Origin of the sequence: Ancylomarina subtilis (assembly GCF_004217115.1) — a bacterium.
GTDB lineage: Bacteria > Bacteroidota > Bacteroidia > Bacteroidales > Marinifilaceae > Ancylomarina > Ancylomarina subtilis.
In genome coordinates this window covers 1,890,928-1,904,973 of sequence record NZ_SHKN01000001.1, presented here as the reverse complement: position 1 = coordinate 1,904,973, position 14,046 = coordinate 1,890,928, and the positions used below count along the sequence as shown (strand labels likewise).

Genomic DNA, 14,046 nt, shown 5'->3' with positions numbered 1-14,046 from the left:
TTAAGATTTTGTTGGCGTTTTTGTCTGATTTATAAGATTCAGAATGAATTTTGAAAAAAGAAAGGACGTTGAATATTAAAAAAACAACGTCCTCTATAATTATCCTGACCAATTGATTAAATCTTATAGATAGGGGGGAATTTATCAGGTTCGCTTTCTCTTATGATATCATAAATAATCTCAAACACATCTTCAGCATTGGGATTTGAAAAATAATCGCCATCAGTACCATAGGCAGGACGGTGATCTTTTGCTGTAATAGTTCGAGGTTCAGAATCTAAATGAAAATATGCCTTTTGATCTTCGACAACTTTCTGCATCATATATGCAGTGGCGCCACCCGGTACATCTTCATCGAAGAAAATGACTCTGTTGGTTTTCTTCACCGATTCTACGATCATATGATTGACATCGAATGGTAATAGGGTCTGTACATCGATAAGTTCAACAGAGATATTAAACTCTTTAAGTTGCTTAACAGCCTCTTCAGCAATTTTAACACAAGATCCGTAAGTTACCAGTGTAATGTCGGTCCCTTCTACCAAAACCTCCGGCATTCCAAGAGGTGTTTTGAATTCTCCAAGATTATCCGGCATTTTCTCCTTAAGTCGGTAGCCATTCAGAGGTTCAATTACCAAAGCAGGCTCATCAGCTTCCATTAGCGTGTTGTACATGCCTGCAGCCTTAGTCATATTTCGTGGGACACAAACATGTATACCTCGAATTGAGTTTATGACCATACTTAGCGGTGAACCCGAATGCCAAATCCCCTCAAGACGGTGTCCACGAGTACGAATAATGACGGGAGCTTTCTGTCCTCCCTTGGTTCTGTACTGTAGGGTTGCTAAATCGTCACTCATCGTTTGCAAGGCATACAAGAGATAATCGAAATATTGAATTTCAGCAATTGGACGAAGGCCACGCATTGCCAGACCAATCCCCTGGCCTAGGATGGTTGCTTCACGAATTCCGGTATCGCTAACTCTTAATTTGCCATATTTTTCTTGCATTCCCTCTAAACTTTGATTTACACCACCAATAAAGCCTGTGTCTTCACCAAAGGTTAGTAATAAGGGATACTTGTTGAAAAGTTGATCAAAATTGTCACGAAGAATCTCACGTCCGTTCACAGTTTTCGAAGCGTCTGTATAAACTGGTTTTACTGCGGGAATTTGAGATATTTGCTGATTGGTTTCGCTGTATAAATGAGAACTGTATCGTTCGTAATTTTCATCAATGGTATTTTTCAACCAAGTTTGAAGTTTCGATTTTAAAGGTTTGAAAGTTGAACAAGAGCTGCAAATGTGACGTAGAATCTTCTTAGCTGAACTGACATTATCTTTCCTGATAGGATGAATAATTTTCTTTAGGTCATTAATAATTGCATCAATTCGTTCTTGTTTCTTGCAATTGCATGCTGAAGCTTTAACCAATTTAACTAATTCATCACGTTCTCTTTTAATAGGCTCAATGAATGTTTTCCATGCCTGTGTTTTAGCCTTTTTGACTTCGTCGATACTTTCTGCTTCAACGGAAGCTAATTGCTCCTCGGTAGCAAGCTCCATGTCAAGCATCCATTCACGCATCTTTTTAATAGGATCATATTCTTTTTCCCAATTCAGGCGTTCTTCAGTTTTATATCTTTCGTGAGAGCCTGAAGTTGAATGCCCCTGTGGTTGCGTCATTTCTACCACGTGGAATAGAGTAGGGATATGATCTTTACGACATTTAGCAACACCTTCTTCATACATTTTGCAAAGTTCGGGATAATCCCAACCTTTAGCTTTGTAAATATGATAGCCATCGCCATTTTCATCAATCTCAAATCCTTTTAAGACTTCTGATATATTCGATTTTGTTGTTTGATATTTATTGGGAACTGATATGCCCCAGGCATCATCCCAAACACTCATTGCCATGGGGACTTTTAGAACGCCAGCTGCATTTATAGTCTCCCAAAAATGCCCTTCAGATGTGCTCGAGTCGCCAATAGTACCAAAGGCAACTTCGTTGCCCTGGTTTGAAAATTCAGTATATGGGTGTAAATCTTTATTCTCTCTAAATATCTTTGATGCATATGCCAAACCTAAAAGCCGTGGCATTTGTCCAGCAGTAGGTGAAATATCGGCAGATGAATTTTTTTGCTCTGTTAAATTCTTCCAAGTACCATCTGCATTTAAACTTCTTGATGCATAGTGGTTATTCATCAATCTTCCGCCATTCCCCGGATTTTTATCGAGTTGAGTTTCTCCATAAAGCTGTGCAAAAAACTCTTCTGGAGTTAGCATGCCGGTAGCCAGCATAAAAGTCTGATCTCGGTAATAGCCTGATCGCCAATCACCATTTTTAAAGCTTTTTGCCATGGCAATCTGAGCAACTTCCTTACCATCGCCAAAGATTCCAAACTTCGCTTTTCCTGTGAGTACTTCTTTTCGTCCTAATAAACTGAGTTGACGACTTATGTTTGCAATTCGAAAATCTTCAAGTACTTCTTTTTTAAAGTCCTCAAATGAAATTTCTGTTTTAATATTATCCTTATATATTTCTGACATACTTACAACTAATAATGATTAATAGAGATAAAAACTGTAAACGTTTGCATGCAAGCCTAGAGTTTTATCTCTCATTTTGTTAAGCCATACAAATTTAGGGAGATTTATTCTAAATAAGAAGGAATTTTTATACTATTTAGGACCTCTTAGTCTTTAATAATTTGAATTATCTAAGGGAAATGGTATTTTTGCCTAAAATATAAACATTTAGAGTCATGATTTTGAAACTCATTTTAATTAGCGTTGTTATTTTAGGAATAGGATTTATTGGTTTTGCGATTTCCATTCTTGTCAAGAAAAATGGGCAATTCCCGGAAACGCATATTGGTAAAACTGAATTTTTAAAGAAGGAAGGTGTTAGTTGTGCCACTTCGCAAGATAAACTTGAACAAGCTAAAGCATATAAAAAAGGGCAGTACAGTAAAGAGACGATTTTAGAGAAGGAGTTAGGTCAATTATAATTTATTTAAGCTTATAAGTTATTTTATCTTATGAAAATTTAATTTACTGTTTTCAGTTTGAAAGACAGACAAAATCCCCTATCAATTTTATTTGATAGGGGATTTGTTATTTACCTCGTCGAGAGAATCGATGATCTCTACTGGATAATCAAAGTCTTTAGTTTTTCACTGGAATAAGTTTGGTATTTTCCCTCTTCATCTGCGTAAATAAAGTAGGCTTCCAGATTTGGATCTTGCTCAACGATGGCCTTACTTTTTTCCAAACCTAAAACCATGAAGGCTGTGGCATAGGCATCGGCTGTCATACAGTCAGGCGCGATTACTGAAGCAGACAGGAGGCTGTGTTGAACTGGATAACCCAGCTTGGGATCGATGGTATGGGCGTATTTTTTACCATCTTTGATGTAGAATTGACGATAATTTCCTGAAGTTGCCATAGCGCCATCTTCCATACTAAGCACATCTTGTATTTCTCTTTTTTGCAAGCTAGGATCGTCAATGGGTCTATCAATTCCAACTCGCCATTTTCGATTTTTATCACTCACGCCTTTTACTCTGATTTCACCACCGATTTCAACCATGTAATTTGAAATTCCTTTGCTTTCAAGAAAATCAGCAACCACATCAACACCGTAGCCTTTAGCAATGGCACTTGGGTCAAACATGATTCTGAGATCGGATTTGATAACTTTATGATTCTGCAAACTAACTTTATTGTATCCCACAATTTGCAAAAGACTGTCAACAGGAATATCCTCGGGTTCCAGTTTGTTTTTAAAACCAAATCCCCAGGCATTAACCAAAGGGGCTACTGTCATATCAAAAGCTCCGTTCGTAATTTTAGAAATTTCCAGACTACGTTTAAAAACGGTTTCAAAATAGTGATCAAGAATTACAGTTGTGTCGTTATTGTTGACTCTTGATATGATAGAATTAGGTTTATAGGTTGATAGGGAATGATCAAATTCATTCATTTTCACCTTAATTTCTTCATGCAAATCATTGCCCTTAGGATTGTCGTAAATGATATGATAGATCGTACCCCAAATATAACCTTCGTTAAACTGGTAGTCTTTTTTTGATGGTTGACAAGCAAACATTAGGAGAGCTGCCAGAACCAGTAATTGAATTTTTTTAATCATGATGATTTAAGCTCAAAATATAATCGATAAATGAATAAGCTGTAAAGGTAAAAAATATTGTTCGCAGGAATGTATAAAAAAAGCCTCGGAAGATCCGAGGCTTAAAAGATTTATGAACCGAAATCGTCAAATTCAACCATTTCGTCTGGTACTCCTAATTCATACAGCATGTTTGTTACTGCAGAGTTCATCATTGGAGGTCCACATAGGTAGTATTCTACATCTTCTGGCTCGTCATGTTTAGACAAGTAGTTATCGTAGATCACCTGATGGATAAATCCAGTTGGTCCTTCCCAATTATCTTCTGGCTGAGGCTCTGAAAGAGCTAAGTGCCATTCGAAGTTAGGGAAATCAGCTGCGATCGCATCAAATTGCTCTGCATAGAAAACTTCTTTCAACGAACGTGCTCCATACCAGAAAGTAGCCTTACGACCTGTTTTCACAGTGTGGAATAAGTGGAAGATATGAGAACGCATTGGAGCCATACCAGCACCACCACCAATAAACATCATTTCATTATTCGTCTCCTTGATGAAGAATTCTCCGTAAGGACCTGAAACAGTCACCTTATCACCTGGCTTACGCGAGAAGATAAATGATGAACAGATACCTGGGTTTACATTCATCCAACCACCACTAACTCTATCGAAAGGAGGGGTTGCAATACGAATATTAAGCATTACAATATTTCCCTCGGCAGGGTGGTTAGCCATTGAATAGGCACGATAAGTTGGCTCAGGATTTTTCATCTTAAGATCAAACATCTTAAATTGTTCCCATTCTCCACGGTATTGTTCTTCAATATCCATGTCCTTAAAATCAACATCGATTTTAGGTACATCAATTTGAATATATCCACCTGATTTGAAATCAAGGATTTCACCTTCTGGTAACTTAACAACGAACTCCTTAATAAAGGTTGCTACGTTATTGTTTGAAACCACTTCACATTCCCATTTCTTAATTCCCAGAATTTCTTGAGGAATAGACATGGTCATGTCTTCTTTTACTTTTACCTGACAAGCCAAACGCCAGTTGTTTTGAGCTTCTTTACGAGTAAAATAGCCCGTTTCAGTAGGAAGAATACTTCCAGCACCATCGTGCACCTGACATTTACACATTGCACATGTTCCACCACCACCACAAGCTGATGGTAAGAAGATTTTTGCTGCACCTAATGTGCCTAATAGGGTGTTTCCTGGCTCAACAACTAATTTTTGATCGCCATCATTAATATCAATCGTTACTTCCCCTGATGGAGTTAGTTTCTTCTTTGCAAATAAAAGGATAGAAACTAGGACCAGGATTACAAGTAAGAAAATTGCTATACTAATTCCGATAACAACTGAATCACTTGTGCCTGTAACAGCTCCCTGTGTTGTTAATAATATCATCTCTAGTTCGATTAATTTTTTTTAAACTAAATTTTACTGTTTTATTATCAGCTTAGAGTTTAATACCCATAAAGCTCATAAAAGCAATTCCCATTAATCCTGTTACAATAAATGTAATTCCAAGACCTCTAAGAGGAGCTGGGATGTTAGAGTAACGGATTTTTTCACGAATAGCTGCAATTCCTACGATAGCAAGTAACCAACCAATACCTGATCCAAGACCAAACGAAGTGGCTTCAGCTAAAGTTGAATAGTCTCTTTCCTGCATGAATAGAGAACCACCCAAAATTGCACAGTTTACAGCAATAAGTGGCAAGAAAATACCTAGAGATGAGTAAAGTGCCGGAGCAAATTTCTCAACAATCATTTCGACCAATTGTACCATTGATGCAATTACTGCGATAAACATGATGAAACTTAAGAAACTTAAGTCGACATCTTTCATCGAATCAGAAATCCATGTTAAAGCACCTTCGGACAAAATATATTTGTTTAGCATGTAGTTCATTGGAACTGTAATTCCTAATACAAAAACTACGGCTAAACCTAGTCCCATAGAAGTTTTAACAGTTTTAGAAACTGCAAGGTACGAACACATTCCAAAGAAGAATGCGAACACCATGTTGTCGATAAAAATCGACTTGATAAATATATTAATCAGATTTTCCATGTTTCGATTTTTCTTTAAAATTAGGACTCAATTAGAGCTTTGTTACGAGATCTTTGTACCCAGATAATGATACCTACAGTCACCAATGCCATTGGAGGTAATATCATTAAACCGTTGTTTTGGTATCCCATATCGTAAAATGATTGAGGAATCACCTGGAAACCGTAAAGACTTCCTGATCCTAATAATTCACGAAAGAAAGCTACAATCACAAGAATAATACCGTATCCGGCAGCATTCCCGATACCATCAAGAAAAGCAGGCCAAGGACGGTTACCTAAAGCAAAAGCCTCAAGACGTCCCATAATGATACAGTTTGTGATAATCAGACCCACAAATACTGAAAGTTGTTTACTTACATCGTAAGCATAAGCTTTTAGAATTTGGTCTACAAGGATTACCAATGCTGCAACAATAACAAGTTGAACAATGATACGGATACGTGATGGAATCGTGTTTCTAAGTAATGAAACTATAACATTAGCAAGTGCCAATACAGCCATAACTGAAATGGTCATTACCACTGCTGGTTCTAATTTTGCAGTTACCGCCAAGGCCGAACAGATACCCAATACCTGAATGGTAATCGGGTTATCGCTACCCAAGGGGTTGGTCAGCAATTTTCGATTCTTAGCTGAGAATAATGGTTCTTTATCGCTCATCTTTATCTTATTTTGAAGATTTTAAAAACTTTTCATAACTGCTAAGGTTATCCTGAAGCATGGCTTCTAAACCTTTTGAAGTAACAGTACCTCCAGATACAGCATCGAATGCATGCGGATTATTAGAAGCTGTTCCTTTTTCCAATTTTAGAGATGTGAAAACATTGGAATCATCAAAGATTTGTTTCCCGGTGAATGGCTTTTGGAAATCTGCTTTAGAGATTTCAGCACCCAAACCAGGCGTTTCTCCTTGGTGATCAAAGGTGGCACCGTAAATGGTTTTACGATCGGGTTCCATTGAGATAAATCCCCAGATTGGTCCCCACATTCCTTTTCCTCGAACAGGAATAATTAGTTTTTCACCAACTTTAGTATCGTTGAAAATAAAAACAGGAAGATTTCTTTGTGAAAGTTCTTTCTTATTTTCATTTTTCAAATCAACTTTAAAAGTCTCAGCTTTATCATTTGATTTTACTTCGCCTTCTGAGTTTACGATAATGGCTTCAACAATGTATTTGTCGAAAAGCTCAACCGCATTTGCAGGAGTCGAAGCAACATTCACAGCCTTAAGAATGTTTTGCTTTTTCTCAATTTCTTTATTCATGTTTTGACGTCCTTTCAATGACAATGATGTGAAAGAAAGTACTGCCGCAACAATCACTACCATGATGGCAGCATAAAGAAATGTATATGTATTGCTTTGAGTATTCATTTTCTAAACGTTTTTTTAATTAAGCATTTACCTTAACACGTTTCAATCTTCTCTTGATATTACCCTGAACCACATAATGATCGATAAGAGGAGCAAAGGTATTCATCAATAGAATTGCTAGCATCATAGCTTCTGGGAAACCTGCGTTCAACACACGAATCAACACAGCTAGGAAACCAATAAGGAAACCGTAGATGATTTTTCCGCGAGCAGTTTGAGCAGCTGATACTGGATCGGTAGCCATAAAGACAGCTCCAAATGCAAAACCACCCATAATTAAGTGTTGCCATGCTGGAATTAACTCCATATAGGCATTGGCGCCTACAAGATTGAAAATTGCTCCCATGGTATAACCACCAACAAAAACAGATGCCATAATTTTCCAGCTTCCAATTCCTGAAGCGATTAGAATAATAGCTCCAATTAGAATGGCGATAGTTGATGTTTCACCAATTGATCCAGGGATTAAACCAACAAACATATCCCAAACGTTAGAAAGGTGATCTGTGTAGATTGAAGTTGCTGTATTACCCGTTGCATCAACTAGAGTTGCAGCATGGGCTAAAGGAGTCGCTCCAGAGAAACTGTCTGCCTTTTCAGCAATCCAAACCACATCACCCGACATTTTTGATGGATAGGCGAAGAAGAAGAAGGCACGAGCTACAAGAGCTGGATTCCAAATATTCATTCCAGTACCACCAAAAACCTCTTTACCAATGACTACAGCAAATGCAGTAGAAACAGCAACCATCCATAGAGGTGCGCCAACCGGCATGATTAGAGGAATAAGCATCCCTGAAACAAGGAAGCCTTCGTTTACCTGGTGACCACGCATCTGTGCAAAGGCAAATTCAATACCCAAACCAACTACGTATGAAACAACGATAATAGGTAGGATTTTAATTAAACCGTAAATGCAGATATCCATAAACTCAGCAGACTGGCCAAGAGAAAGGAAATGCTGGTAACCGGTGTTATATATTCCAAACAATAAAGCTGGAATTAAAGCCAATACAACAACAGACATGGTACGCTTTAAATCAATAGCATCTTTAATGTGTGTTCCGGTATGTGATGTTGTATTAGGGACGTATAGGAAAGTTTCAAAAGCCTCGAAAGAGGATTGCAACTTTGCAAACTTCCCACCCTTTTGAAATAAGGGTTTCTTTTTATCAAGAAATTTTCTTAATGCTTTCATTATAAAATAATTTACCGTTTATTCTTAGCTCATTTCTTTAATCATCAGATCAATTCCCTGACGAACGATATCCTGTACATTAATTTTTGATGTACAAACAAATTCGCACAAAGCAAGATCTTCTGGAGCTACTTCGTAAATACCCAATTGTTCCATTTGATCGATATCTTCAACCATAATAGATTTGATCAATTGCTGAGGAAGTACATCCATAGGTAATACCTTGTCGTACTCACCTGTCATTACAAAAGCACGGTGCTCTCCATGTAGGTTTGCATCTAATCGGTATTCCTTATTTGGTGTCAACCATGAGAAGAAAGTCTTCGACATAGAGAATTTCTTCAAGCCTGGAAGTGCCCAACCTAAGAATTCGTACTCATCTCCTTCAGGAATAACCGTAATTTGTGAATCATAGAAACCTAAGAAGCCATCTTCAGGAATTTGTGTTCCTGTCAGAACATTACCCGAGATGACTCTGATTTTATCATCATCTTTAAGCTGAGCTTTAAGAATGTTACGAACTGAAGCTCCAAGAATGGTATCGTAATATGAAGGTTTTTTTACTTCAGATCCTGTAAGAGCGATTTTACGGCTCACATCATAAATCCCTTTTTGGAATAGTCTACCCATGAAAAGAATTTCCTGAGGACGAATCACCCAAACAACATCTCCTTTATTAATAGGATCCAGTTTGTGGATTTGAACACCAACATTACCCGCTGGGTGTACACCTGCGAATTTGTTGATAACAACATTTTTTGCTTCAGTGAAAACCTTCGACTGCGTTTTCTGTGCATTGATGTTTAAGTGAACTTTTCCATCGGTAAGTTTCGTTAAAGCATCAAGACCCATTTGGAAAGCTTCAGCTTCACCTTCAACTAAATAATCGAAATCGGCAGCAAGCGGTGCAGAATCAAAAGCAGATATGTGAATCGCTTTGGGTGCATCAGCTGGATTTGCGATAACGTCGTAAGGACGCTGACGAAGGAAAGCCCATAAACCTGATTTTAACAACTGCTCTTTAACTTCTTCGCGAGATAAGTCAGCAGGATTAGCTTTCTTGAATTCTTCGTATTGCAATTCATTGTCAGCCTGAATGATGACTTCAAGAATTTTTCTTCTTTCGCCACGATTCACGGCAACAACCTTACCACTAACCGGAGAGGTAAAATTAATTTCAGGGCGATACTTATCGAAGAATAAAGCAGAACCTGCTTTAACTTCAGCATCAACCTTTACTTTTAATTTTGGAGTAAGTCCAGGAAAATCGGTAGGTTTAATTGCAAATGTCTCAGAACGATCAGCCTTTTCAAGTACTTTGTCAGCCTTTCCTATCAGCTTAATATCTAAGCCTTTTTTGATCTTTTTAACTTCAGACATGTTAAACTATTTGATATGATTAATTTGTTTAAAAATTAACTAAATCCAAGGCAATATTTCTATAAAGAAATCGGCATTTAAATGCTATTTAAAAGCTCTTAATAACTAGATAGAATGCCTTGGGAAATCGAAAACAAAGATATAAAGCAATTTTATATATTTGTAGTAATTCTTATAATTTATAAACTTCATATATAGATATCCAAATGTTTAGGTTCCTCTCAAAGGTCTTTTTTATATCATACTTCTGTATCTCTTATTGTCTAAGCGCTTTTGGCTCCGAAGGAATCAGCATTTATAAGAATGAGATAAAGAAAGTTAGTATTCATACTGTTCAATGTTTTCCTATGGGGTGGGAAATGTCACCCCCTATTATTGAATTAAAAGGAGAAAATCAACTTCAGTTTTCCTTCGATGAAATTGGTAGAGATATTCAAGATTACTCCTATCGAATAATTCATTGTGATGCTGATTGGAAATCATCGGGTTTAAGTGAGTTTGACTATTTAGAAGGCTTTTCTGAAAATCAGATTCAGACTTATGAATTTTCTTTCAATACCAATGTTGACTACGTGCATTATTCGCTTAAGCTTCCCAATGACGATGTGAATTTGAAACTGTCTGGAAATTATATTCTTGAAGTCTATCAGGATTTTGATACCGAGAATGTTGTTCTTCGGCAACGCTTTATGCTTTTAGATTCTAAAGTGGAGTTAAAAGGTAAGGTAAAGCATCCTATAAGTATGGATCTCAGAAAGACCCATCAGGAAGTCTTGTTCAGTATTCTGCATCCAGGTTTCATGATTGATAATCCACAGTCTGATCTTACGGTTATTTTAAGGCAGAATGATCGATCGGATGGAAGTCAAATGAAGGTTCAGCCTGTGTTTATCCGTAAGGACGAAATGGTGTTTGATAATAATATGGCCTATGTATTTCCCGGGAATAATGAGTTCCATTATTTCGATTTAAAGAGTTTTCGTTATCAATCGATCTATATCCGATCTATTGAAAATATTGATAATGAAACTGTGGTAAATTTGAGCCCTGGGAAACTTCGCCAGTTTGATCCTTATATATATCGGAGAGATAATAATGGTATCTCTGTTGTTTCAGTAGATGAGAGAAAAGAACCGAGTACCGAAGCCGATTATGCACGTGTTGTTTTTACTTTGCCTTTTAAAAATGAGTTAAAACATGGCGATATGTACGTATATGGTGCTTTTAATAATTGGGAATGCAACGAGAACAATAGGATGGTTTACGATTATGATTTGAGGGCATATCAGAAAAGTATTTATTTGAAGCAGGGCTATTATAATTATGCCTACGCATTACTTGAAAAGGGGGCTAGTCAACCAGATCTGTCCTATATCGAGGGGAGTCATTGGCAGACTGAAAATGACTACATGATCTATGTCTATTATCATGATATTGCAAAAAATTACGATCGTTTAATTGGATATGAGACCTTGAACTCGACTAAGAATTTCTAAAATTCGTTTTAATCATAACCTAATATTGATCAGAGTTGGTATTCAGGAGATTAAACCTTCCCTGTATTCGTTCTAAATTTCATAAAATCAAATTCGGAGTGAGTTGGGCTTATGAATTATTACTATTTTTGCTTTTAAAGTAATGAATTGTAATTAACAACTGACGGCTGTAAATGTCAGTTGGTGCTATAAAAACAAAAGAGAATGAAGGTTCAAATTGATGATGTTGATCAGAAAATATTATCCTATCTGATAAAGAATGCGCGCATTCCTTTTTTAGAGATTGCACGTGAGTGTGGTATTTCCGGTGCTGCGATTCACCAGAGAGTAAAAAAACTCGAAGATGCTGGAATTATTGATGGATCGAGATTCATTGTGAAACCAAGGGCTTTAGGGTATGAAGTTTGTGCTTATGTCGGGATTTTTCTCGATCATGCTCATCAGTATAAGCAAGTCGTTGGCCGTATCGAAGCTATACCTGAAATTATTGAATGTCATTTTACGACGGGTAATTTCACATTTCTGGTTAAAATGCTCTGTCGCGACAACCAGCACCTTATGGATGTGTTGATTAATACCCTTCAGAATGTTCCTGGGGTTTCTAAGACCGAAACATTTATCTCGTTGGATCAAATTATTGACAGGGAGATTCGTTTGTAGTTAATTAAAAACTGAATGATATATAAAAAGACTTTCTCGTTGAGGAAGTCTTTTTTTTGTAGGTCTTGATTAAGCTTTTTTAATAAGGAATATTCCAAGTAAATTTTTATCTTTCGTCTGTTTTGACAGGAATGAGTACTTTTTTTGCAAGAAAAATATTGGAGTCTCATATCGATTTAACTAATTATACCTTTAAACAACATATCATGTTTTCAAAAGAAATTTATATTAACAGACGTGAAAAATTGCGTCAATCCATGAAAGATGGAATTGCATTATTCCTTGGCAACCCGGATGCACCAATGAATTGTCCTCATAATATTTATCACTACCGTCAGGATAGTAATTTTCTGTATTTTTTCGGTTTAGATCATCCAGGTTTCGCTGGTGTTTGTGATATTGATAATGATAAAGACTACATTTTTGGAAATGATGTCGATATTGATGATATCATTTGGATGGGACCACAGCCTTCAGTAAAAGATCAATCAGCTCAGGTTGGTGTTGAGAATACGGCTTCTTTTTCAGATTTGAACACTTTTGTTGCTGATGCAATGAAAGCGGGTCGTAAAATTCATTTCTTGCCAGTTTATCGCGCAGAAAATAAAATTTTATTGGAAGAGTTGGTTGGTGTGAAGCCAGCCGATATTAAAGCGAATGTTTCTGAAGAGTTTATTAAAGCGATTGTTGCTTTGCGTGAAATTAAGGAGCCTTGTGAAATTGTAGAGCTTGAGAGAGCTGCTGAAACTGGTTATCAAATGCATGTTACAGCTATGAAAATGGCTCAGGATGGGGTTTACGAGAGAGAAGTTGCTGGTGAGGTTGAGGCTATAAGTCTACGTGCTGGTGGAATGCTTTCATTCCCTGCCATTGTTTCTAAGCGAGGAGAGACGCTTCATAATCATGAACATGGCAATTTGTTGAAGAAAGGCGACTTGCTACTTGTTGATTGTGGTGCTGAAACGGATACGCATTATGCTTCGGATAATACACGTACCATTCCTGTTGGAGGTCAGTTTACTCAAAAGCAGAAGGAGATCTATGAAATTGTTTTGGCAGCAATAAATAAAGGGACTGAATTGGTTCGACCTGGTGTAGATTATCGTTCTATCCACCTTGAAGTGTGTAAGGTTATTGCTTCTGGTCTTATAAAGCTTGGGCTAATGAAAGGTGATGCTGATGCTGCTGTTGCAGCCGGAGCACACACTTTATTTATGCCACATGGTTTAGGTCATATGATGGGCTTAGATGTTCACGATATGGAAGATCTTGGTGAAGATTATGTTGGTTATGATGATAAGATTCAGCGTGCCAGTGAGTTTGGAACTGCATATTTGCGTTTAGGTAAGGAGTTAAAGCCCGGTTTTGTAATTACAAATGAACCCGGTATTTATTTTATTCCGGCTTTGATCGATAAGTTTCAGAATGAAAAGCAATATTTGGATTATATCAATTACGATAAGGTTAATGAGTATCGTGATTTTGGTGGAATTCGTCTCGAAGACGACCTGTTGGTTACAGAAGACGGTTGTCAGCTAATTGGAAAAAGAATTCCTATAACAGTTGAAGAAGTAGAAAGCACCGTGCTTTCTTAGGTTTTCCTATTATATAAAATTAGAAGAGACATCCATTTTTGGATGTCTCTTTTTTTTATAGGTCATATAATCTATAAATTGTGTATCTTTGTTTATATCAGTTAGTCCGATAAAATTAATTGTT

The 14,046-nt window shown here is 37.0% G+C and carries 12 protein-coding genes; 4 read left to right on the top strand and 8 right to left on the bottom strand.

Annotation, left to right across the window (positions count from 1 at the left end; all coding sequences use genetic code 11):
- Positions 1 to 116: 116 nt before the first annotated feature.
- Entirely contained in the window at positions 117 to 2,552 is a 2,436-nt protein-coding gene (locus tag EV201_RS07670) for an alpha-ketoacid dehydrogenase subunit alpha/beta (protein WP_130307013.1), read from the bottom strand.
- A gap of 215 nt (positions 2,553 to 2,767) precedes the next feature.
- On the opposite strand from EV201_RS07670, the gene EV201_RS07665 reads away from it, so the two are divergent.
- A complete protein-coding gene (locus EV201_RS07665; RefSeq protein WP_130307012.1) occupies positions 2,768 to 3,013 on the top strand; it encodes a hypothetical protein in 246 nt (81 codons plus the stop codon).
- Between the two features lie 137 nt (positions 3,014 to 3,150).
- Here EV201_RS07665 and EV201_RS07660 read toward each other — a convergent pair whose 3' ends face one another.
- The 7 genes from EV201_RS07660 to EV201_RS07630 form a co-directional block, all read right to left on the bottom strand.
- A complete protein-coding gene (locus EV201_RS07660) occupies positions 3,151 to 4,155 on the bottom strand; it encodes an FAD:protein FMN transferase (protein WP_130307011.1) in 1,005 nt (334 codons plus the stop codon).
- Between the two features lie 110 nt (positions 4,156 to 4,265).
- Positions 4,266 to 5,549, bottom strand: a complete 1,284-nt coding sequence (gene nqrF / locus EV201_RS07655) for an NADH:ubiquinone reductase (Na(+)-transporting) subunit F (protein ID WP_130307010.1) — start codon at positions 5,547 to 5,549, stop codon at positions 4,266 to 4,268.
- Positions 5,550 to 5,601: 52 nt separating this feature from the next.
- A complete protein-coding gene (nqrE, locus tag EV201_RS07650; RefSeq protein WP_130307009.1) occupies positions 5,602 to 6,219 on the bottom strand; it encodes an NADH:ubiquinone reductase (Na(+)-transporting) subunit E in 618 nt (205 codons plus the stop codon).
- Positions 6,220 to 6,239: 20 nt separating this feature from the next.
- Positions 6,240 to 6,881, bottom strand: coding sequence for an NADH:ubiquinone reductase (Na(+)-transporting) subunit D (locus EV201_RS07645; protein ID WP_130307008.1), 642 nt, complete (start codon positions 6,879 to 6,881; stop codon positions 6,240 to 6,242).
- A gap of 7 nt (positions 6,882 to 6,888) precedes the next feature.
- Entirely contained in the window at positions 6,889 to 7,593 is a 705-nt protein-coding gene (gene nqrC, locus EV201_RS07640) for an NADH:ubiquinone reductase (Na(+)-transporting) subunit C (RefSeq protein ID WP_130307007.1), read from the bottom strand.
- 19 nt (positions 7,594 to 7,612) lie between these two features.
- Positions 7,613 to 8,791, bottom strand: a complete 1,179-nt coding sequence (locus EV201_RS07635; RefSeq protein ID WP_130307006.1) for an NADH:ubiquinone reductase (Na(+)-transporting) subunit B — start codon at positions 8,789 to 8,791, stop codon at positions 7,613 to 7,615.
- A 24-nt stretch (positions 8,792 to 8,815) separates the two neighbouring features.
- Positions 8,816 to 10,171, bottom strand: a complete 1,356-nt coding sequence (locus tag EV201_RS07630) for a Na(+)-translocating NADH-quinone reductase subunit A (protein WP_130307005.1) — start codon at positions 10,169 to 10,171, stop codon at positions 8,816 to 8,818.
- Positions 10,172 to 10,377: 206 nt separating this feature from the next.
- Here EV201_RS07630 and EV201_RS07625 point away from each other — a divergent pair, with 206 nt between their 5' ends.
- The 3 genes from EV201_RS07625 (at position 10,378) to EV201_RS07615 (ending at position 13,922) form a co-directional block, all read left to right on the top strand.
- Complete coding sequence (locus tag EV201_RS07625) at positions 10,378 to 11,667, top strand: type IX secretion system plug protein (protein WP_130307004.1); 1,290 nt, start codon at positions 10,378 to 10,380, stop codon at positions 11,665 to 11,667.
- 204 nt (positions 11,668 to 11,871) lie between these two features.
- Positions 11,872 to 12,327 carry an Lrp/AsnC ligand binding domain-containing protein gene (locus EV201_RS07620; protein ID WP_130307003.1) on the top strand — a complete coding sequence of 152 codons (456 nt, stop codon included), beginning with the start codon at positions 11,872 to 11,874 and terminating at the stop codon, positions 12,325 to 12,327.
- Positions 12,328 to 12,533: 206 nt separating this feature from the next.
- Positions 12,534 to 13,922: an aminopeptidase P family protein gene (locus EV201_RS07615; RefSeq protein WP_130307002.1), complete on the top strand. Its 1,389-nt coding sequence runs from the start codon at positions 12,534 to 12,536 to the stop codon at positions 13,920 to 13,922.
- The last annotated feature ends 124 nt before the right edge of the window (positions 13,923 to 14,046 follow it).